The sequence below is a fragment of the Alteromonas sp. 07-89-2 genome (assembly GCF_013113925.1).
GTDB lineage: Bacteria > Pseudomonadota > Gammaproteobacteria > Enterobacterales > Alteromonadaceae > Alteromonas > Alteromonas macleodii.
In genome coordinates this window covers 49,837-72,443 of the sequence record NZ_VTYM01000016.1, presented here as the reverse complement: position 1 = coordinate 72,443, position 22,607 = coordinate 49,837, and the positions used below count along the sequence as shown (strand labels likewise).

19 protein-coding genes are annotated in these 22,607 nt (G+C 45.4%); 11 read left to right on the top strand and 8 right to left on the bottom strand.

Annotated elements, in window-relative coordinates; translation table 11 throughout:
- Positions 1–26: 26 nt before the first annotated feature.
- Together F0261_RS11895 and F0261_RS11890 are read right to left on the bottom strand one after the other, a co-directional pair.
- The gene (locus tag F0261_RS11895) at positions 27–1,280 is read right to left on the bottom strand and encodes a flagellar assembly protein T N-terminal domain-containing protein (protein WP_171338050.1); all 1,254 of its coding nucleotides are present in this window, start codon (positions 1,278–1,280) and stop codon (positions 27–29) included.
- A 5-nt stretch (positions 1,281–1,285) separates the two neighbouring features.
- On the bottom strand, positions 1,286–2,035 hold the full coding sequence (locus F0261_RS11890) for a flagellar basal body L-ring protein FlgH (RefSeq protein ID WP_171338049.1): 750 nt from the start codon (positions 2,033–2,035) through the stop codon (positions 1,286–1,288).
- A gap of 161 nt (positions 2,036–2,196) precedes the next feature.
- Here F0261_RS11890 and F0261_RS11885 point away from each other — a divergent pair, with 161 nt between their 5' ends.
- Positions 2,197–3,153, top strand: coding sequence for a hypothetical protein (locus tag F0261_RS11885; protein WP_171338048.1), 957 nt, complete (start codon positions 2,197–2,199; stop codon positions 3,151–3,153).
- A gap of 54 nt (positions 3,154–3,207) precedes the next feature.
- On the opposite strand, the gene F0261_RS11880 is transcribed toward F0261_RS11885, so the two are convergent.
- Positions 3,208–3,618 carry a methylglyoxal synthase gene (locus F0261_RS11880; RefSeq protein WP_014978142.1) on the bottom strand — a complete coding sequence of 137 codons (411 nt, stop codon included), beginning with the start codon at positions 3,616–3,618 and terminating at the stop codon, positions 3,208–3,210.
- A gap of 612 nt (positions 3,619–4,230) precedes the next feature.
- On the opposite strand from F0261_RS11880, the gene argC reads away from it, so the two are divergent.
- From argC to F0261_RS11840, 8 genes are all read left to right on the top strand, one after another.
- Positions 4,231–5,244 (top strand): N-acetyl-gamma-glutamyl-phosphate reductase, encoded by a 1,014-nt coding sequence (argC, locus tag F0261_RS11875; RefSeq protein ID WP_171338047.1) that lies wholly within the window; start codon positions 4,231–4,233, stop codon positions 5,242–5,244.
- Positions 5,241–6,086: an acetylglutamate kinase gene (argB, locus tag F0261_RS11870; RefSeq protein WP_014978140.1), complete on the top strand. Its 846-nt coding sequence runs from the start codon at positions 5,241–5,243 to the stop codon at positions 6,084–6,086. Before argC ends, argB begins: the two co-directional genes overlap by 4 nt.
- Positions 6,083–6,994 (top strand): ornithine carbamoyltransferase, encoded by a 912-nt coding sequence (locus F0261_RS11865; protein ID WP_014978139.1) that lies wholly within the window; start codon positions 6,083–6,085, stop codon positions 6,992–6,994. The genes argB and F0261_RS11865 overlap by 4 nt, the downstream gene beginning before the upstream one ends.
- A gap of 37 nt (positions 6,995–7,031) precedes the next feature.
- Positions 7,032–8,243, top strand: coding sequence for an argininosuccinate synthase (locus F0261_RS11860; RefSeq protein WP_014978138.1), 1,212 nt, complete (start codon positions 7,032–7,034; stop codon positions 8,241–8,243).
- Between the two features lie 53 nt (positions 8,244–8,296).
- The gene (gene argH / locus F0261_RS11855) at positions 8,297–9,679 is read left to right on the top strand and encodes an argininosuccinate lyase (RefSeq protein WP_014948049.1); all 1,383 of its coding nucleotides are present in this window, start codon (positions 8,297–8,299) and stop codon (positions 9,677–9,679) included.
- Positions 9,680–9,697: 18 nt separating this feature from the next.
- Positions 9,698–11,008 carry an amino-acid N-acetyltransferase gene (gene argA / locus F0261_RS11850; RefSeq protein WP_075177760.1) on the top strand — a complete coding sequence of 437 codons (1,311 nt, stop codon included), beginning with the start codon at positions 9,698–9,700 and terminating at the stop codon, positions 11,006–11,008.
- A 218-nt stretch (positions 11,009–11,226) separates the two neighbouring features.
- Positions 11,227–13,464, top strand: coding sequence for an EAL domain-containing protein (locus tag F0261_RS11845; protein ID WP_171338046.1), 2,238 nt, complete (start codon positions 11,227–11,229; stop codon positions 13,462–13,464).
- Between the two features lie 144 nt (positions 13,465–13,608).
- Positions 13,609–14,463, top strand: coding sequence for an alpha/beta fold hydrolase (locus tag F0261_RS11840; RefSeq protein ID WP_014948047.1), 855 nt, complete (start codon positions 13,609–13,611; stop codon positions 14,461–14,463).
- 66 nt (positions 14,464–14,529) lie between these two features.
- Here the strand turns inward: F0261_RS11840 and F0261_RS11835 are convergent, their stop codons facing one another.
- The gene (locus F0261_RS11835) at positions 14,530–15,642 is read right to left on the bottom strand and encodes a DUF2855 family protein (protein WP_101563368.1); all 1,113 of its coding nucleotides are present in this window, start codon (positions 15,640–15,642) and stop codon (positions 14,530–14,532) included.
- Between the two features lie 16 nt (positions 15,643–15,658).
- Entirely contained in the window at positions 15,659–17,074 is a 1,416-nt protein-coding gene (locus tag F0261_RS11830) for an FAD/NAD(P)-binding protein (protein WP_171338045.1), read from the bottom strand.
- Between the two features lie 124 nt (positions 17,075–17,198).
- Between F0261_RS11830 and F0261_RS11825 the strand changes: the two genes are divergently transcribed.
- Entirely contained in the window at positions 17,199–17,777 is a 579-nt protein-coding gene (locus F0261_RS11825) for a TetR/AcrR family transcriptional regulator (RefSeq protein WP_039219244.1), read from the top strand.
- Between the two features lie 48 nt (positions 17,778–17,825).
- On the opposite strand, the gene F0261_RS11820 is transcribed toward F0261_RS11825, so the two are convergent.
- Positions 17,826–19,301 (bottom strand): catalase, encoded by a 1,476-nt coding sequence (locus F0261_RS11820; RefSeq protein ID WP_014975484.1) that lies wholly within the window; start codon positions 19,299–19,301, stop codon positions 17,826–17,828.
- 437 nt (positions 19,302–19,738) lie between these two features.
- Here F0261_RS11820 and F0261_RS11815 point away from each other — a divergent pair, with 437 nt between their 5' ends.
- Positions 19,739–20,266, top strand: coding sequence for a hypothetical protein (locus F0261_RS11815; protein ID WP_171338044.1), 528 nt, complete (start codon positions 19,739–19,741; stop codon positions 20,264–20,266).
- A 157-nt stretch (positions 20,267–20,423) separates the two neighbouring features.
- Here F0261_RS11815 and yghU read toward each other — a convergent pair whose 3' ends face one another.
- On the bottom strand, positions 20,424–21,281 hold the full coding sequence (yghU, locus tag F0261_RS11810; RefSeq protein WP_014975482.1) for a glutathione-dependent disulfide-bond oxidoreductase: 858 nt from the start codon (positions 21,279–21,281) through the stop codon (positions 20,424–20,426).
- 202 nt (positions 21,282–21,483) lie between these two features.
- Entirely contained in the window at positions 21,484–22,470 is a 987-nt protein-coding gene (locus F0261_RS11805; protein ID WP_171338043.1) for a DUF4382 domain-containing protein, read from the bottom strand.
- Between the last annotated feature and the right edge of the window lie 137 nt (positions 22,471–22,607).

The window sequence follows — 22,607 nt, the reverse complement described above, 5'->3', positions numbered from 1 at the left end:
AAAGTGCTGGCCTTGGCCAGCCTTTTTTATGGCTGGCTTCCAACCTGCTGACTTTCTTTTAGCCTACGTTTCGCCGAGAGAGTTAACGGCGTGACAAAATCACCAATATGTACGCTATCACTACCTGACTCCGCTTTAAGCAAGCTGACGTCATCAGAAACTTCGTACACCTGCAAAGTCAACGTCTTCGTTGAAAACAGTCCCGGCTTTCTTGATAAGCCCAACGCAGGCAGCGCCCGTTGCTTAACCAATGAAAACTCATCGCCCACGGCTAACCCACTATTTTCACCCAGATCTATAGCAATGTAGTCAGGCGAGATATCAATGACCTGCGCATAAGTCGTTTCGCACTGAAGTGCCGCGTGAATGTCAGTAATAGCAGCGTGTACCGTATTGAGGACCATGCGCCCAAAATCACTGCGCCACAACAAGCTGTTGCTCATATCCACTGAATAATGTTGAGAAAAGGGCCAATCGGCCTCGCTGTGATAACTATCATTAAAAATCACCTTGGCTTTGAAAGTGTCGAGCACGTAAACCTGAACGGTAAAATTCCGGCGAAGCGCAACACCATCAGTTTCAAATACCGAGGTAGCCTGCGACACCTGTTCGAAAAGAGAAATGTCCTTTATAAACCCGAATACCACAAACTGCTGCCCATATTCACTTCGCAGAAAGGTCGACATAGCCATTAAATCAATGTCTGACAAACTGGAGGTTAACCAGGTGTTAGCGTTAATAAGAGAAACAGGAATCTGGCTTACATCTCCACTTTGATAAAGACCGTTGAGTTGCTGAGCAAATCGTTGAGACACGTGACTGCCAAATGAATAGAGCATGCCAGTAGCGGCCTGTTGGGGTGATGTTAAAGGAAATTCTGTCACTAAAATGCGATGGGCAAGTCCGTTGTTAGTGCAATTGAACAGAGGCGTAATGTTTACATTCACCACCACTGTAAGCGCGTCGTCTTTGAGTGTTTCGCTTATGATCTCTACTCTTTGAACTCTGCCCTGAGAACGAATTTCGGCTTTGCTGGAAAGGAGTAGCCCGTCTACCGTGATATCCTGCGCGGAAATGGTACTGCCACTGCGAAAAGCCGCATCAGCAATAGCATTTTGTATGGCGCTGGTTCTCACGTCGCTAAGTTCTGCGCCAGCGAGTGTCATCGTAGCTTCACCCTGTACCCATTGAGCCCATGCGTGCTGAGTAACCAAAGAAGGAAGTAGTACCAGCAAAGCAGCAAGACTAATGCGTAAGCTTGGCAAAATAGTGCCTTTCATCGCGCTTATCCAAATATTGAAAACAGCTTACCAATCACCGTTCGCTGCTGATTATCTTGCAGCTCACCCGTACCGCTATACTCAATTAACGCGTTGCCGACTTTTGAAGACAATACGGTATTACTTTCATCCACATCTTTTTTTCTGACCTCTCCTGAAAAGCGAATGTATTCTTTTCCTCTGTTCATCGTTATCCACTTTTCACCCGTTACCAGTAAATTCCCTGCCGGCGTTATTCCCGTAACATACACGGTAATGCTGCCACTCATCGAATTTGACTGCTTAGTTTTAGCAGAGCTAGCGAACTCACTGTCCTGTTCGTGCTCCACCTCAACGTCATCTTCGTCAATTCGAATTCCCCCCACTTTTAGTGTGACGGGAGACAAATCAAAGGATGTGTTTTTGTCTGTATTAAAATCGAGCGACTTCTCCGACTGCGTCTGTTCTTCAAGCTTAACTAGAATCATATCCCCCACTTTGAAGCTTGCGTGGCGTTCATAAAGCCCTACAGAGTGCTCAGGATCAAATAGCGACCCCGTGGGTACATGCAAGGTCGACGTTGGCTCCATCCTAGGTGGTGAGTAGCGTGGATCGCCAGGCGACGGCTCTTCTTCAACAGGTTTTACAGCTCGTTGCGACACATTTGGGTTGGTAGGGCTACTTTGAACAACCTGTTCTTCGTCAGTGAGTGTTTGGGCACAACCACCAAGTGTAAAGATTGCGATTAGTGTGTGTATATGGCATCGAACTTTCATGACATTGCTCAGTATTAGTTTTTATGCAGTGTGTAAATTAAGTGCCATCCATGACCTAACAGGAGCAAGTGTAAACGAACAAATTAAAAGAAATCTCGTTCACTTGACTTATTTGCAAAACCTTTACAAATCAAATATATGCCTGCGGGTAAGGGGATGTTATGGCCTTAGAAAACACAACAACTAACACTGCTAAAAATGGCGTCAGCGCACTACTTTCAAAATTTGGTTTACATACTGCTGACATTGAAAATAAACCGGCAAGTTCAACAGAAGTAGCCAATGAAGCGGCAACCAGCGGCCAGTCTTTGCCGTCTTTGTTCGCATCGCTACTCGCAATAGAGAATCAACCGAATGAAGCTGATGCATTCGACAGCAAAATATCAGGCGAAGCTAATCTCTCAACACAATCTTATATACTTACCGATACGGCAAGCGATGCTCAAGACGCATTATCTTTGCTTTCTGGTACGAGTAGCGTCAATGGGGTTTTATCGGATGATGCAATTGCCACCATGCAAGGCACGCTGTTAAATGCATTGCAAAACAATGTATTTCAATCGCTAGTTACCAACAATAATACGTCCGTAAATGCTACTACTAGCGTTCTGGGAAATGGTGATAGCAACACGGCTGCCAATAATCAAAGTGATACTACTCCTACACTCTTCGATAATTTGTATTCCGGCGCTTTCGGTGACGATGGGCTTGACCTTAAAGACGGATTTGATGTGTTAAACATTGCAAATCACCTACCCATAGTTTCGGATATTTATGAAGCAACCACGTCAAATCACACGGCCGCGGCAGCAAGCTTAGCGGGAAGCTTTTTATATGGCGGAATTGGCGGCTTGATGTATAACGCTATCGATTTGACCGTAGAGAATGTGACAGGTCAAAGTATTTCAAACAATATGTGGTCGATGGGGCAGTCTTTACTCGCGTCAGTTTTTAGCGATCCAAGCATCGACAGTAAGGTAAGTGCTAATATTTCAGGCGCGCCACAAACGCAGGCGAGTGATGCTATCGCATCTATTCAGACTGATGATATAACCGCCGGAATAACCAACAAGGCAGCAGATGCTGCCTACCAGTTCGTTCAACGAGGTTTCAATTAACCTAAAGATCAGCTTCTGCCCACCAAACTACAAGACCTGTTGACCTAACCAATCTTAAAAATTCGGTTTAACTGGCTTGTAGTCGGGTGACAAAAAAAGCGGCGACGTTATTACTAAGTCAGCTGTGGCTGGTGTGCAGGCGACTGGCACATTCCATACCGAACACAGTCGTAGCAGCGCTTTAACGTCAGGGTCGTGGGGCGCTGGATTCAGCGGGTCCCAGAAAAAGAAAAGTGCATCTAGCTTATTTTCGGCAATGAGCGCCCCTATTTGCTGATCTCCTCCTAGAGGACCACTTTTATAGCGTGTAACTTCCAGCCCAGTTTCTTTGGCAACCAAGCCGCCTGTGGTGCCTGTGCCCACTAGATTACATTGTTTAAGCACCTCTATGTGCTGCTTAACCCAAGCTAGTAGCTCAGGCTTTTTATGATCGTGCGCAACAAGCGCCAAGGTAAGTTTGCCCATTTTATTTTCCGAGTTAATCCCAACAACCAATGCTTACGCCCACTGACGACAGCCATTAACGTTCCATCTGAGTTCTGTTAAAAGCTACTGCCGGTGTTTTCCCCGCGCATTATTAAAAGCAATGTTCATCGATAAAGAAGACTGTTAATGCACCGTATGTCGAAGTGAGTATAAATATTCAGTTCTAACGGGCAACTTGTCAACTTACTGTCACAACTATAAATATATTATTAGCTGTATTTTTTATTGCGTAGACGCCACACCACCGACTTAAAATATTTATACATTTTTATTGCATAAACATTCAAATTAGATACACTAGTCGACGGTTAAAGCATCCAACTCACAATTTTGAGTTGCGACTTGATAGGAATTGATGATGACACAACCAACTCGCGTTGTTGGTTCAACCACTGGCAACGATAAAGAGTTTACCTCTCCCCTGGCTGGCTACACGATGCATAGCGTACGACGATGCGTGCGCCTTTCTATGCTTTTGCGGTAGCACACTTTTTACCTTTGTGATGTGGTCGCGGTTAGGCAACGAATAACGCCCAACCAGTTTACAAAGGTAAAAAGTGATTTTTTTCTCCTTTTATTGAATTTTTAATTATGTACAGCGTTTCAATTATTGGTGCCAGTGGTTACACAGGGGCACAACTTGTTCAGTTAGTTATTCAGCACCCTAAACTTGCATTAGCGGGGACTTACGTATCTGAGAATAGTAGCGATGCGAGTAAAAATATTGCAGAGCTTCACGGCAACTTGGCTCACGTTAATGCCACACTGACGCCTATTTCGGATGCGGCATTAAAAGAAATGGCTGACGGTGTCGATTTTATCTTTCTTGCCACTCCTCACGAGGCGAGCCACGACTGGATGCCTGTCCTATCTTCGGGCAAAGCCAAAGTGCTCGATTTGTCGGGTGCATTCAGGCTAAAAGACACGAATGTCTTCGAACAGTTCTACGGCTTTCCACATACGCAAGAGCAAAGCTTGGCTCAAGCTGTTTACGGCCTTGCCGAGTGGCACGAAGCGCAAATTGCCTCTGCCGACGTTATCGCTGTGCCGGGTTGCTATCCCACTGCGAGCCTTAGTGCACTTAAACCTCTTGCTCACAACAATTTACTAGATGAAAGCGTACGCCCTGTAATTAACGCTGTTTCCGGCGTATCGGGTGCAGGCAGGAAAGCCAACCTAACCACCAGCTTTTTTGAGGTTAGCCTGCAGGCATATGGCGTGCTAGGTCACCGCCATACCCCTGAAATTGAAGCTTACTTGGGTACCCCCGTTATCTTTACGCCGCACTTAGGTAATTTTAAAAGAGGAATTTTGGCGACCGTAACCGTTAAGGTTAAAGCTGGTACCACCAGCGCACAACTTGAACAAGCGTACACTGACGCCTATGCTGATAAACCCATTGTGCGTTTGCGCAAGAGTTTTCCAAAAATTGATGACGTTGCTCATACCCCATTTGTTGATCTGCACTGGAAGTTAGATGAAGCATCTGGATACGCAGTGATTACCGCTGCAATCGACAACGTAATGAAAGGTGCTGCCTCTCAGGCAATACAGTGCCTTAATATAATGACGAAACAACCGGTAGAGACAGGGTTAGTACTATGAGTGTTTCACCAATTGTAATTAAAGTTGGCGGTGCATTACTCGACGACACCGCCGCAATGACACGTTTATTTCTAAGCGTAAAAGACGTGCAGGCCACACGCCCCGTTGTAGTGGTTCACGGAGGCGGACCATTAGTGGAAACGCTAATGGCGAGTCTTGGTCTTCAAAGCACAAAAATAGATGGCCTTCGGGTTACGCCCGATGAACATATGCCTTATATCTGTGGAGCCCTCGCAGGCTCTGCCAATAAGCAGCTATGCGCAGCGGCTTTGGCTTCAGGCTTAACCCCTGTTGGTTTGTCGTTGTTAGACGGCAATATGGTGGTGTGTGAGCCACTAGCTGACCAATACGGCGCCGTGGGCGTACCGTCAACAGCAGATGCATCATTTCTAAAAAGCGTATTAGCCCAGTCAACACTACCGGTTATCAGTTCTATTGGTTCAAGCCCACAAGGCAGATTACTAAATGTAAACGCCGACCAAGCCGCAACGGTTATTGCCGAGCTTCTTAACGCTGAACTTTTACTCCTTTCCAATGTTGACGGTGTGCTTGATGGTGGCAAATTGCTAATTAGCGAACTTAACGCAGCAAGCATATCGAAGTACGCAGATGAAGGCGTTATCACCGACGGGATGAAAGTAAAAGTGGATGCGGCACTCGCGTCTGCAGAGAATTTAGGCCGCGCAGTTTACATCGCGAGTTGGGCCGCCGACATCAACGACATTTTAAATAAGAAAACGGGCACGCAAATACTGCCCTCAGCCCTGACAAATACACCGTCAAAAAACGCTGATTTACCCCACACCGACTTTACAAAAGGCAATGCCGGAGAAGTACAATGAAACAGGACCTACTAACCTTTGCAGGCTGGACACCCGACGCAATGAAAAACTTGCTGCAATTGGCTGTAGAAATTAAACAAGCCCCAGCAAGTTACAGCAACGTGCTAGCGGGGAAGTCAATTGTTGCCCTGTTTGAAAAGCCGTCTTTGCGAACCCGCGTTAGCTTCGATATTGGTATCAACAAGCTTGGCGGCCACATGGTGTATTTAGATGTGCAGTCGGGCAAATTAGCCGGCCGTGAAGACGCAGTAGACACCGCCGCTAACCTTGCGTGCTGGGCTGACGCCATTGTTGCTCGTGTATTTTCTCACGATACGCTAGAAACCTTTTCTAAGGCGGCAAACGTGCCGGTTATCAATGCGCTGTGCGATAAGTACCACCCATGCCAAGGCCTTGCCGACTACCTCACAATGTTTGAACGCTTCGGCAAAACCGAAGGTCTTACCATGGCCTATGTAGGCGACGGCAACAATGTAACCCATTCTCTGTTAATTGTTGGGGCGCTTCTAGGTTGCAACCAAGTTGTAGTCACGCCAGAGGGGCACGAAGCGGCACCTGAAATTGTGGCGCAAGCCAAAGCGATTGCCGAGAAAACGGGTGTATCGATTGTTGAAAGCACTGAGCTTAGTGCTGCTAACGGTGCAGACGTTATCTATGCAGATACATGGCTTTCAATGGGTGACGAGACGCCACTTGAAGTGATCAAAGAAAAGTTCATGCCTTATCAGGTAAACGAAGCGTTGATGGAAGCAACCGGTGCTAGCTACGTTATGCACTGCCAACCTGCCCATCGCGATTTAGAAATTACGGGCTCGTTGATTGATAGCGATAAATCGCTATTAATGCAGCAAGCCGAAAATAGAATGCATGGCCAAAACGCCATTCTTACTCAATTACTTAACGCTTAAAAAGACGCCTAAAAAGACGCTTAGAAGGATTATTTAGATGCAAAACGTTAAAAAAATCGTGCTGGCCTATTCAGGCGGGCTTGATACATCAGCCATCATTCCATGGCTTAAAGAAAACTATGGCTGTGAAGTTGTCGCATTTGCAGCAGATGTGGGTCAAGGTGATGAAGAACTAGAAGGGCTTCATGAAAAAGCTATCGCATCTGGCGCAAGCGAATGCCACATTGTTGATTTGAAAGAAGAGTTCGTAAGCGAATATATCTTCCCAACTATTACTACAGGTGCAGTTTACGAAGGTGAATACCTACTTGGTACGTCAATGGCACGCCCGGTCATCGCCAAAGCGCAAGTTGAGATTGCGCGCAAAGTAGGTGCCGACGCACTATGCCACGGCTGTACGGGTAAAGGTAACGACCAGGTACGCTTTGAAAGTACCTTTGCTGCTCTAGCCCCTGACCTTACGGTAATCGCGCCATGGCGTGAGTGGGACATGGTAAGCCGTGAAGACTTATTGGCTTATCTAGCTGAGCGCAATATTCCAACCACGGCGTCAGCAACCAAAATTTACAGCCGCGATGCAAACGCATGGCACATTTCACACGAAGGTGGCGAGCTTGAAGATCCATGGCAAGAGCCTACCAAGCAAGTGTGGACCATGACCGTTGACCCTGAAGATGCACCAGACACACCTGAGCGCGTAACCCTGTCTTTTGACGAAGGTAAACTGACTCATGTTGATGGTGAGGCACTCTCGCCGTATCAAGCGCTAGTTAAACTTAATACTGTTGCTGCAGCGCATGGTGTTGGACGTATCGACATTGTTGAGAACCGCCTTGTAGGTATGAAGTCACGCGGCTGTTATGAAACACCAGGAGGCACCGTACTGCTTAAAGCGTATAAAGCCCTAGAAACTATGGTGCTAGATAAAGCTGCGCTTAAATACCGTGAGCAGATTGGTCTTGAGTTCTCACACGTGATGTACGACGGCCGTTGGTTCACTGCCCTTAACGATGCACTGCTTGCTGGCGCTGCGTCTTTTGCTAAGAAAGTGACAGGCGAGATAGTGGTTAAACTTTATAAAGGCCAAGCTACTGTTACCCAGCGTCAATCGCCGAACAGCCTTTACTCTGAAGACTTTGCCACCTTTGGTGCTGACGATGTTTACGACCAGAAGCACGCTGAGGGCTTTATCCGCCTATTCAGTCTTTCAAGTCGTATTGAAGCACTGAAAAAACAAGGTGAACAATAAGCTCTACCTACAATAGTAAAGCTTAAGTCAGAACAGCATTTAAGGAGCATCACATGGCGTTGTGGGGTGGCCGGTTTGAATCCGGTGCAAGTAGTATGTTTAAACAGGTTAACGACTCGCTGCCGTTTGACCAGGTTATGGCAAGCCAAGATATTCAAGGCTCTATCAGTTGGTCGCGTGCGCTGCAAAAAGCAGGCGTATTGACCGTTGATGAACAAGCCCAGCTTGAGTCTGCATTGAGCGAGTTAAAAGCGAAAGCTGATGCAGGTGAACTAGACTTTAACGCATCTAGCGAAGAAGACATTCACAGCTTTGTTGAAGCTGCGCTTATAGAGAAGCTTGGCGACATTGGTCGTAAGCTTCATACCGGGCGTAGCCGAAACGATCAGGTTGCCACCGACTTTCGCCTGTGGGTACGAGAACATATTGCCTCACTTCGCGCTGATGTTTTAGGTGTGATCAAATCGCTTCTGAATGCCGCTAGCCGTCATCAAGAAGCGATCATCCCAGGTTACACTCACTTACAACGTGCACAGCCTATTCACTTTGCACACTGGTGCTTGGCTTACGTTGAAATGCTAAAGCGTGACTTAAGCCGTTTAGACGACTTGAAAGTACGCATGAACCAGTGCCCTTTAGGCTCTGGCGCATTGGCTGGCACTACTTTCCCTGTAGACCGTCATGCCATTGCTGAAGAACTGGGCTTTGATTCGCCATGCCTAAACAGCCTTGACGCTGTGTCGGACAGAGACTTCGTATTAGAGCTTTTGTTTGTTGCTAGTACCAGCATGATGCACTTGTCACGTTTAGCCGAAGATATGATTTTTTATAATTCAGGCGAAGCAGGCTTTTTGCAGTTAGGCGATAGCGTAACGTCTGGTTCATCGCTAATGCCACAAAAGAAAAACCCCGATGCACTAGAACTTATGCGCGGTAAATGTGGCCGTGTTTTTGGTTCACTTCAAGCGCTGTTGGTTACCATGAAAGGTCTTCCCCTTGCCTATAACAAAGATATGCAAGAAGACAAAGAGGGCGCTATCGATACGGTAAATCAGTGGCACATTTGTTTATGCATTGCCAGCGAAGTGCTCGACTCACTGCAGCTAAACGAAGAGCGCTGTCGTGTTGCGGCAACCCAAGGGTTCTCTAACGCCACTGAACTTGCCGATTATCTGGTAGGTAAAGGTGTACCGTTTAGAACAGGCCACGATATTGCAGGACGCGTTGTGCTTCAGGCCATCGACAAAGGCTGTGCCATTGAAGACTTACCACTAAGCGACATGCAGGCTATTTGCGATAAAATTGAAGACGACGTATACCCGGTACTACAGCTAGAGTACGGCGTGAATCAACGCAATATCTTGGGCGGCACCAGCAAAGAAACCGTGACGAAAGCACTGTATCAAGAGCTGGAAGACTTGGATAAGCAAGGGTAGCGACAAGGAACTGCTTAGATGGTATTAGCGCATCATGACGGCATAAAACTGTTTCGCAGTTCACTGCCCTATATTAATGCTCACCAGGGAAAGACCTTCGTTTTGATGTTCGGTGGCGAAGCCATCGAACATCCTAATTTCCCAAATATTATTCACGACATTGCCCTGCTTAACAGCTTGGGCGTGCGCGTGGTCGTAGTGCACGGTGCCCGCCCGCAGATTGATCAGCGCGTAGCCCTTCGCAACATCGAAGGTCGCTTTGAAAGCGGTGTACGCATTACCGACAAACAAACCCTTGAGTGCGTTAAAGATGCCGCCGGCTCGGTACGCTCTCAGGTAGAAGCCTTATTGACTATGGGGCTACCAAACTCACCTATGCACGGATCGCAAATACGCGTGTGCTCGGGCAACTTGGTCGTTGCCAAACCAATGGGCGTGCGAGGCGGCGTTGATTTTGAAAACACTGGTTTAGTGCGTCGTATTGATACGACCGGCATTAACGACCACTTAAACGATGGCTCAATTGTGCTGCTATCGCCTATGGGCTATTCATCAACAGGAGAAGTGTTTAATTTATCTCACGAAGATGTAGCTACGCAGGCGGCTATAGCCCTTAAAGCTGACAAACTTATCGTATTTTCGAATTTTGATGGTGTATACAACCGCGAAGGTCGTTTACTTCGCACCATTGAACGCCCTCAATTAGAACAGCTTATCATGGCAGGCGACATTACCACCGAAGATACGGTGTTAAGTGCCCTTACCACCAGCGTTGCTGCAGGTGTGCCTCGTGCCCACTGCATCAGTTTTGAAAAAGACGGCGCCTTGCTTCAAGAATTGTTCACCCGCGACGGAACGGGTTCACTGGTTATGGAGCACCATTATGAACAACTGCGTGCAGCCACTATTGAAGATGTGGGCGGTATCTTAAAGCTGATAAAACCGCTAGAAGAAAGCGGCGTATTGGTAAAGCGTTCTCGTGAGCGTCTAGAGAACGAAATTAACCAGTTTATTGTCATCGTGCGCGACGGCATGATCATCGCCTGTGCAGCCTTGTATTTATACCCTGAAGACGGCTGTGCCGAGTTAGCCTGCGTGGCAACCCATCAAGACTATCGAGGCAAAAACCGTGGCGAACGGATTTTAGATGAAGTGCGCGCCCGTGCTAAAGAAGCCGGTATTAACAGCATTTTTGTACTGACCACAGTTACCGCACACTGGTTTTTAGAGCAAGGGTTTGAACCTGCTGACATAAGTGCGCTACCTGCCGTGAAGAAAGAGCTATATAATTTCCAGCGTAATTCTAAAGTATTCACTTTATCGGTATAAGGCCCTGCGCACTAAGCTCAATCAATTAAGACGTTTCCTTATTGTTAATTAGTAAGGAAACTTCCCTCTCCTTTTTTTATCATATTGAATATATTAGTGTTATGACTATGTTTATTGCTACCACTCACATTAGCAAAGGGTTATATTAAACCATTCACTCCGGTGAATTATTTGCAACACTCTAGTATTGAACTTATTTAAACGTCAGCGGTTTACTAGTGATTTCTCGAACAATAAGAATTATCAAACACTATCTTTTACTTGATGAAGATAACCTAAGAACCACCGATGCTGACGTGTGGCGCCTCAGTGTGCTGCGCACTATTCTGCTCATTGGCGTTGTCCTTACCTCGGCCATCGTGGCGCACTCTTCATATACTGCGTATGTACAGGAACTTTATTATGTTATGTACTTAACGCTGGGCTTCACTGCTTTTCTCTTCGCCACACTTTCGATAGGCTTGAAGCATATAAAGATCGCTTCTGCGTGCTTAGTTTTAGCGGTAGTTGGAGCTTCCCTGTGCATACTCTTCTTCACAATAGACTTAGAATCGGCGCGTTATGGCTTACTTTTGCTGTTTACGCTGCCTATTATTGTTCGAGTTTTGTATGGGGTGAAAGCATCCATTGCGACCATGCTATTCAATCTCATTCCGTATTATTTACTGCTGAACAATACGCAAGTATCTCCTTTGTTCGGCATTGATATTACATTGCCGGATACCCACACGTATTTAGCATCGTTAATTTTCCTGTTTTTCAATTTCTGCATTCCAATGGCTGTACTGCGGGTCATGTCGTCATTAGAAAAGCAGTCTGAGCACAATTTATTACAAAGCAAAAAGCTTAATAAACTTGTTAGCCGTTATCAGGAAATTTTTAACAATGGTGGTACACCGTCTTTCTTTTGTGACGAACAAGGGCGCATAATTCAGGCTAACAAGGCTGCAAGAGCGCTAGTCAAAAAGTACCGGCCAGAGAGTGAATATATTCAAGATCTCTTCTCTTTATCTCACCCCATTACAAAGGGCGTAAACCAACACGCTTCCATTTTTAACGCACCCGAACGAGAATTTAAGCTTCAACCTGCTAGCCTTGAGCATCACAAAAAACAACTTATCCACTGCCATGACATATCCGCCAATAAAAAAAGCTTGATGGAGTTTGATGCATTCAAGAAGCAGCAGTATGAGAAGCACTATTTTAATGAACTAACGGGACTGAAAAACCATCACTTATGGAAAATAGCGGAGTCGAGCGAGAGTATTTTAAATCGACATATTGTCCTGCTGAAACTGGCTAACCTCAGAGAAGTAAACCTGCAATACGGTTACAGTCAAGGTGACCAGCTGCTTTTAAGCGTAGCGTCACTTTTACAAAGCGAATTTACAAATGATGTCTCGGTATACCAATTCCCTGGCGCTAAATTCTTATTTACCGTAAACGGCAAACATCTTTCAACACAAAGTATAGAACATTATCTTGAGCGTCGATTGCCCACCAGCATGGTTATCAACTCAGCGCGAGGCACTGTAGAACATATGCTGAAATGGCGAGCGGGGCATTATCATGCCAGTCGTGAAATTAGTTTAGATGCGGCCGCCGAGTGCTGCGCAATAGCGCTAAGCCAAAGCGATGAATTCGCGCCGTACATCTCCTTTAGTATCAATACGGTGAAAACTATTCGAGAAAATACGCAACAAAAAGATAAGGTAAAGGCCCTTCTTGATAATGGGTGTCTTGCTTTGTATTTGCAGCCTCAGGTGTCGCTCCATGGCGTTACGGTGGGCTACGAAGTGCTGGCAAGATTGAAAGAGCCAAAGTCTGGTACCGTTCTTCAACCATTTCAGTTTCTGCCTTTGGTGGAAGAAAACAAATGGGAAGTACTGTTCACACAAAAAATTATCGATGGCACCTTGGCACTTTTAGACAAGTGGCCTAGCAACCTACCCAAGGTCCCCCTAGCGATTAACTTATCGGGGCCAGAATTACTTAGCGACCTCTTTTATGAAAAGCTATTACGTCGCTTCTCAGAGAGCCCTGAGCTTGGAGCACGCCTTAAATTAGAGCTAACAGAGACGTCTGTATTAGCCAGCCATTACGAGACTAAGCGACGCCTAACGTCGTTAGCCAATGTGGGAGCAACCATTATTATTGACGACTTCGGCACTGGTCACGCATCACTTTCCCAGCTTATTGATATGTCTGCTAGCGTTATAAAGGTAGATAGAGAGTTTGTAGAAAGGGTGGAAACGTCTGAACGACATCGCAAGATTGTTAAGATGACTCTAGACCTCGCTAAGAGTTTAGACATGCAGACCATTGCCGAAGGGGTAGAAACACAGGCACAGCTGCGTGTACTTAAAGACATGGGTTTCAATATTTTCCAAGGATATTTATTTGGAAAACCGGCTCCTATTGAGCATTGGGTTAAGACGGCAAAAGCACGCGCATAAAAACATGAAAATCGCGACTTGCGTTCAACATGTGTAATTATCAGAAATTGAAATAGTCGTACTATTGCAAATCTTAACAATCGGCGCTTTACTGGTATGACCAGAAGCGTAACGAAAACTAAGGTATGCCTTGTGAGCAAGACGATGACAAAGGACATTCAAGTAACCTGTGAAGATGGTACTCATCTAGCAGCTTCACTTTTCACTCCACATTCCCCCGCTAAAGCTGCAGTTATGATTGGCCCTGCAACGGGTATAAAACGGCAATTCTACAGCGCTTTTGCCGCCTATTTATGTGAACAAGGCTTTGGTGTTATCACCTTCGATAACAGAGGTATTGGCGGTTCGGTAAAAAGCAGCGTTAAAGAAAGCGATGCGTCGTTGGTAACATGGGGCGAGCAAGATATGCCAGCGGTGCTAGAGACATTGAAAATTCATTTCCCTAACGTCCCCTACTTTCTTGTCGGTCATAGTGCTGGTGGTCAGCTGCTGGGTTTAATGCATAATGTGCACGACCTTACTGCCTTTTGTAATTTTGGTAGCTCTTCGGGCAGTCTCAGAAACATGCGTAAAAGCTATTTGCTAAAAGCCCATTTCTTCATGAATTTCTACATTCCCGTGAGTAATTTACTGTTCGGCCATACTAAATCTCAGTGGGTCGGCATGGGAGAGCCACTACCTAAAAAAGTGGCCCGTCAGTGGCAAAAATGGTGTAACGGTAAAGGCTACGTAAAAACAGGCTTTGGCAGTGATGTTAACGAGCATCACTACGACACCATTCAGATACCTTCTAAATGGCTGCTCGCCAATGACGACGATATTGCTAATATTCATAACGTTCACGATATGATTAGCGTTTTCCCCAATATGGAAGCAGAAGTTGAGGAGCTAGATCCACAGGCCTACAACGTAAAAGAAATAGGTCACATGAAGTTTTTCTCCCGTAAATGTCAGCATTTATGGCCTAAGGTCACCAATTATTTTAATCAGTATGTGTGATATTACCCTCGAGCGAGCGCTTTTTATCAAAGCGCTCGAACTCAATATGGGCGCTCTGGTTACGCGCTAAGCAAGTGTGTATATTCTTCCTTCATTTGAAGGAATGAGGCCTTGCTGATGTTCGCTAAAGTCATCTTGTAGCGCGCTCAACCCTTCACGCTCTTTAACGTTTAACCAACCGGCGCTCCACACAATGGCTTTTGATACAAACCCGCTACTTAACTTCTGGTACTCAGCAACCCCAATCTCAGACATACGCTGCTGTATATGAGCAGGAGCAAAGAAGAACTCCTCATCGCTTGACGGCTTAATGTCCTGCCAGTGAGTAAGCCCTACGCTGATGTATCTTGTTAGGTGTTCACCAAGTTTATGTTTGATGGATGCTTTGACCTGAGCACTACCTGACATGTCGACCACAACAGTGCTTTTCAGTTGCAACATGTCCAGCTGTTCATAACCAATAACGGCGCTGTATACACCCAGTGCTTCTAGTGATGCAACACGCTTTTCAGAGGTTACACCTATTGCGTTAATACCGGCTTCTTTAAACGCAAAAGCAAGCCCTAAACTGGTTTTGCTTGAAGCACTTAATACTAATAACTGCTCTCTTAGTGCCCCAGGTGTAGCATCGACCACTTCTGATAAACAAAAGGACGTTGCGTAAAGCGGCCACAGCAACATCTGAAAGTTTTCTTGCTCGTGCTGCTTAGTGCTTATTTCAGCGTTAGCGTGGGCCGTTAGTGAAGGAAGTGGTCGGTAGACATTATACCCTTGGGGCAACTTCAAACGATGAGGGCTACAGTCTATTAAATTGTTGTTTGTCACCGTAGTGTTAGCCATAACCAAATATTCAGCGGGCGGGAAATAACCAAGGAAACGACTTCCTACTTCTACCGCATCGTTGTTTGAGCTAATTACTTGACCCACGCCCCATACCGGAATAACACCCCAGTTTTCGTTACTACTTGTATTAATGGGTGGAAAAAACTGCCAATAACCAAGCTTGTCACCCACCATATAATAGGTCAAGTTATTGGCAGTAAACGCGAACCTTTCAATTTTGATTACTACGTTTTTTGCCTTTCCAGCACCCTCTGTCTGCGCGTTATCAGGGCTATCAACTGTTTGCATTATCCGAAAGCGATTTGGGTTCGTTTTGTCTATTTGAAACTGTTTCATCGATATTTTTAACCTTTTAAAGTTGTCCGCTCGCTTTTAAGCCCTGTATGTAAGTCATCAGCTTTTGCATGGCCGGAGCCGCTGCTTCTTTCAATCGCCCTAACACCTGCATTTTTTGCATATCGTCTTTTGCCACGCCGTGTACTATTTTTGAAAAGCCATCTAGTCGACAATGGTAGATCCACGCTTTAAGCGCTGGGTCTTCACCCCAAATTTGCATGTTTCGTAACATTGCTGCAGTCATTGGTAACCAATCGATGTCGCGATTAGGCAGCGGGACCACTTGTGTCAGCATCTGCTTTTGTTGTTCATCGCTGTAGGCCGCCTCAACGTGAGCAATAAGCGCCGCACTAAAAACAGGTTGATAGGCACGCACTGTTTGAGGGGTGATGGTGTCGCCATCAAACACCGCTTTCATCTCAAAATTAGTAAGTGCAGAAGCTGAGCAGTCAATAACCAACGCGTTATCTGGCATACTCCAGGTTGTATCTTCAAATCTGAGCTTATCGCGGCTGATATGTTTAACCCGACCTTGTCTAACGACAGATGGTAGAGTTTGTAAGGCTTTAAGCTCTAATTCGCTCACCGTTGCGCCGTGAAACATACTGGGTCTTACTTTCTTATCAATACGCAGTAAAACGCCCCGCTCTTCTAGTTTGTCGAACATATCCTCGATGGAACTTGACGCAGCGATAGCTTCCATTTGGTTTGCTTGTGCTCCAATAGAGTCAAAGAAGAAGTCATTCAAGGGCTGCGTATTTTTCCGGTTTAGTAACCAAGCATCTCGCGATACTACCCAGTGGATATTATGCGGGGCGACGTGATTTTCAAGCAGCCATAGGCAGGTATCAATACCCGTTTTCCCCCCACCGACAACCACATAGTTGTCAAAGCCTTCGATATTTTCAACTACTGTATTAACCGGCGTAAATGCAACGTCGTCGTCGCGGGTAAAGCTAGGTTTATGAGTAAGCGGAATATTAGTGTTTAGATAAGTGGCATCAACAATTTTCTTGTTAACCGTAACGTTATAGTGCTTGCTATTTAACATAGAAACAAACTGGTTATTGCCCTTGTATTCGCAAAGCGGGTAATACTGCACTCGGTTTGAAGGCAATAAGGTTTCGTTCATTACCGCATCGAAATACGCACTCACTTCTTGGCCTGAAGCTAATCCCATTAGGCCTTCATTCAATCCTGTTTTATCAATAACGCCACGATTTAACTCTTTTGAACACACGCCGTAAAAAGCAGAAGGCTGGTGAAGAGTGACAAAGGGATAAGCATAGTTCCAATGCCCTCCGGGCTTCGCATTTTTATCTATAATCAAAATGTTAGCGTTAGTTTCGTGAAGTAGTACGTCAGCAAAAGCCATCCCTACCGCGCCAGCACCAACAATTAAATAATCGCAGGTTAATTGCTCAGTTTTCATATATAGTGTCCTTATGAACAACCTGCGGGCAGGCAGGTTAAGTGTTAAACCAAGAGATATAACGGCGTTATAAAACCACTTTACATAACGGTGTTATATTGCGCAACATGTAAATGATGTGTAAATGAAAAAAGATACGCGACAAAAGATCTTAGACGCTGCCTCAGCACTGTTTTTGAAAGGCGGAACGAATGCACTTAGCGTGCGTGCCATTGCTGACGGTGCGGGTATGTCAACGATTGGCATCTATAGCCATTTCAAAGGTAAGCAGGGTATTTTAGATGCGCTCTACATCGAAGGTTTCGAATTAGTTGAGCGTGAAATGTTGGCAGCCGATGGCAATACTGCGGCAGAAAAAGTGATTAATGGATGCGAGCGTATTTTAACGTTTTCAGAAACTCATGCGGCCCATTATCGACTAATTTTTGCTTCTAATTTGAAAGACTATACGCCATCAGATGAAGCTATCGAGGCAGGTGAAAAAGCCTTTATCACGCTAACTAAGCTTACCGCTGCGTTAATTAAAAAAGATCTGTCTGTTGAAGAAAAGCAAGATGTAGCTATGCAAGTATGGGCACTAAATCATGGTTATATTACGTTGAATCAGCACGAAATTAGCAACCGTATTACTTGGAACAATTGGAAAGAACGCGCACTTCAGGCCATTCGCTTGCACGTTTACGCCCTAGTCGCTACCCAGTAAAAAAGGGGTCAGAGTACATTTTAATAAAGTACTCTGACCCCATTTACTCTATTTGCTGGCTACCGCCTTTCTCACCCGTTCACCATAGTCGCTATCAGCTAGGTCGTATTGAACGAACATTGCCTCTTGAACGTCCTTAGTAGCTTGGCTTAGGCCGTCAGCAATATTATTCACCAGCTGCTGTTTTTGATCTTCACTCATAATGCGGTAAAGGTCACCGGCCTGTGAGTAGTTATCTTCGTCACGGTTATCGTAAATATCTAACCATGCGTCTTGCTCTAGCGGCATAGGCGGCTCTTGAACCTCTGGTGCTTCAGCCGGCTCACCAACTCGCGCGCGATTATTTGGATAGAAGTTGGCTCCACTTCCTGCAAGTGCTGGGTTAATTCCCGCAAAGGCTCCATCTCGTTGGTAATTGTGCACTGGACAACGCGGCGCGTTTACCGGTATTTGGTTGTAGTTTGCACCAATACGGTATCTGTGCGCATCTTGATATCCAATTAGTCGCGCTTGAAGCATTCTGTCTGGCGACGCACCAATACCCGGTACCAAATTGCTCGGCGCGAACGCGGCTTGCTCAGTTTCTGCAAAGTAGTTATCAACATTACGGTTTAACTCCAACTGCCCTACTTCAATTAATGGAAAGTCGCTGTGCGGCCACACCTTCGTTAGGTCAAACGGATTAATGTGGTAATTACGCGCTTCCTCTTCATTCATAATCTGCACATTTACGGTCCACGATGGAAATTCGCCGTTATCAATGCTTTCGACCAAGTCTTGCTGAGCGCCATAAGCAGGCATCTTTGCCGCTTCTTCGCTAGTTAGCGTTTTAATACCTTGGTTAGTTTTAAAGTGCCATTTCACCCAATAGCGTTCGCCTGCGTTATTCCAGAAACTCAACGTATGAGAGCTATAGCCATTCACATGGCGATATGAAAGTGGAATACCGCGATCAGACATCAAGATTGTCGATTGGTGTAATGACTGAGGGTTGTTCGCCCAAAACTCATACACGGCCTGCGGATCCGGCAAATTCGTACGCGGGTTTTTCTTTTGACTGTGAATGAAGTCAGGAAACTTGATGCCATCTCGTAAGAAGAATACCGGAGTATTATTTCCTACCATGTCCCAGTTTCCCTGTTCGGTATAAAACTTCACTGAGAAACCACGAGGATCACGGGCATAGTCACTTGAATCCTGACCACCACCTACGGTAGAAAAGCGCAAAAACACGTCGGTTTTTTGCCCCTCTTTTTGCAGAAAGTCTGCAATAGTGTAGTCAGATAAGCTCTTAGTTAGCGTAAAGGTGCCATATGCAGCACTGCCCCTTGCGTGAACTACACGCTCTGGAATTCGCTCGCGGTTGAAGTGCGCAAGCTTCTCAAACAAATAATGGTTGTCGAACGTAACCGGCCCGCGTGGCCCCGCTGTTCGGCTCTGATTATCATTGGCAACGGGCGCACCATTGCTAGACGTTAGCGTAGTAGGTTTTATAGCTGCACCTGAAAATGGACACTTACTCATTGCGAATTCCTTCTGTTTATTTCTCACCGATTTTTAGTCTTACTAAAATTGGGTGTCAGTGTGTGATTAAAGAAATGGTGTTAATCACGCTTTTCGTTTAAACAAATAATCACTGATTTAATAAAACAATTAAAACGAACAAAATAGATAGTTATAATCGTAATTACTGAATCATTGTCCAAAATTGGTTTCATGCTTAGAATGCATTGATGTGGTGTTATCGAGACAGCAAATACGCGAGGCTTTTTATGTCGCTGTATTTAATGTCAGGTAAGCGTTAAGCGGTGTCTCGCCTGTTATTAAGCCAGCACAAGGACGCTTTAAGGCCACAGCACATTTGTCTCTCTGCGTATTACTTTTTTGCAATGAAAGTCTAGCTTTGACCTTTGTCCGTAACTAAAGAGACAAACGTTTGTCTAATGCTAAGGGCTTGAGACATGGCAAAGCCACTCATCTTCATTACTGGTTTTTTAATGCTGTGCATTATCACTTTTGCGTCTTGGAAAACCTTTGAAACATTAAGCCATTTCAACGATAAAAATAACGAGCTTTCTTTTATGGGCAGCTCAGGATGGCAGTGGCACAACAAATCACAGGGGCTTCAAATAAAACGAGTCGATGGCTATTTGCCTGCGCTGAGAAAAGTATCTAAGAGCAAAGAATATGCATCGCTCATTACCATTACAGAAAACGGCAGCTATCGCGGCTTTGTGTTTTTCGACCAAGATTGTGAAGAAGGCGCTATTGTCTCCGAGAAAGTAACTTACGCCGATACCAAATCACCACAAATTGAAGTGTTGCACTGCCTTCATGGAAAGCTGGTGTATATGAAAAACTGGCCGGCAGTACCCACCGAACGCTGGAGAGGTCGTGTGGGCAATTTTGAATTTAATGAAGCTTTGAATGAGTGGGATTTCACACCACTTCAAAAAGCCTATTTGAAGAGTGTTGCAGAGCTCATCTGAAAATTGGGGTCAGAGTACTTTTTTAAGCTATCGGGCCAGAGTAGGTTCTGACCCCGTTTTATGTTGATGCCTTTCGTTAGCCATTCTGATGCTAAAAAGGCGATTAACCAAAGTAATGTACTCTGACCCCAAATTAAATGTACTCTGACCCCATTATTTAGGCTTTGGTGAGTGCGTCGTCGATATCTTTTGCGCTGTGGCGGTTTTCTAACTGACCATCGTCACCCCAGGTCTTATTGACAATACGGCCACGTTTAACGCCTTCTCGCTGCTCTAGTTGCTTAGCCCAGCGGACTAAATTGGTGTACTCGTGCACTTGAAGGAAAGTGGCTGCATCGTACAGATTTCCGAGCACTAAATTGCCGTACCACGGCCATATAGCCATGTCAGCGATACTGTACTCGCTACCTGCCATAAACTCATTGTTTGCTAAGTGCTTGTCTAGCACATCTAACTGACGCTTAGTTTCCATGGTAAAGCGGTTGATAGGATATTCCATTGGATATGGCGCATAGCTGTAGAAGTGCCCGAAACCACCGCCTAAGTAAGGCGCTGACCCCACCTGCCAGAACAGCCAGTTGAAACATTCCGCCTTTGCATGGGCGTCTTGCGGAATGAACTTACCGAATTTTTCCGCCAAGTAAACTAAGATTGACCCAGACTCGAATAGCTTGGTTTCTGGTGACGTTGTCGTGTCGACCATAGCAGGAATTTTACTATTCGGATTAACGTCAACAAACCCAGAAGAAAACTGATCGCCCTCACCAATGTTAATCAGCCAAGCGTCGTATTCTGCTTCGCTCACGCCAGCTGCCAACAACTCTTCAAGCATGATGGTAACTTTCTGACCATTAGGCGTAGCTAACGAGTATAGCTGCAAACCATGTTCACCATTAGGACGAGCCTTCTCATGGGTAGCGCCTGACACAGGACGATTAATGCTGGCCCACTTGTTGCCGTCATCCTCAGCCTGAGTCCAAACTTCTGGTGGTGTGTAGTTACTTTCTGTCGACATAGCAATTCCTTTAAATGACTTTATCGTTAAGGTTAGTGCAATACATAGCTACTAAGAACAGCTTTTAAAGACTTATAGCTCAACGGTGTCGACTAATTAACGGCGATATACGTTTATTGACATAAAAAAGCCGCGCTTTAGCTTTATCCAGAGCGCGGCTTTATGAATAAAAGGCGAGCAGTCCGTTGCCCGCAAACTGGAACTATTCGATGGTTACCGTTGTGGTGTCCCCAGCTACAACTGTTGCAACATCAATAGTTTGTAAAAAGAAACCGTCTTCGGCGTCCTCGTCCGTTTCAGGCTCGTCAAATAGTGCTGTGCATGAAAAGCTTAGTGAATACTCGCCCTGAGGCATGAAGCCCGCAGTAAAATTGAATGTTTCATCTGACTCGCTGTACGTTACAGGTACAACAGTGAAAGGGCGCAACTCGGTATCATCCACGCCTGCATCAGCGTCATCACCAAGGGCATCGAGAAGGTTTTGTTCACCTTCGTAGATATAAACTGCATTGCCAACAAACATGTCGGTTTTTACAGCGCATTTCTCGTCCATCACTAGCGTGCTATCTACTGTGCCGTTAAGCGTACCCACGTCGTCATTTAACACTAAGCGAACACCGCGAGGTTTTAGCATAATGACCTCTTGACCTACTGGATCGACTAAGCTTTTTCTTAAATCGAATTCAACGGTGTAGGCTGCGTCAAAGTTAGGTTGTGCAGTAAAACCATCAAGTTTCAGTTCGCCACTTGGCACGCGAATAGGGTAAGTTCCCTCATTAGTTACTATGTAAGAATCTTCCGTCACACTAAGGCGAAGTTGGTTGTAGTCACCTACTGGGATTTCAGTATCTTCTACGATAACTTCAAACTGCTCGCCCGGTAGCGACAACAAGTCGATGCTTCGAGGATCACCATTTTCATCTTCAACTGAGAACGTGATTGGTGATTCATTGCCAATTAATTCAACTTCATCGAAATACACCACTACTTCACTGGCGTCATCTACAGGGGCGTCAGAAACTGAAAGGGAAAAGGTACTCATGGTGGGCGTGGGCTGGTCTTCGATCTTATCATCTGAGCCTCCACACGCGCTAAGCGTGGCAAGCGCAGCCATAACCAATGATGTAGAAAACGAACGTTTAACGAACCTAGAACATAAAGAGTTTGAGTTGTTTTTCATTTTTTTCATCTCTAACACCTACCTTTCCTTTTTTGAGTATCAGGGAATGTGTTATCAATGATTGTGCCAATGAAATATTAACCTTATATAACAAAAGCTTATTTAAAACCATTAAGAGTAAGTTGTATATCAGAGCAAGGAAATGT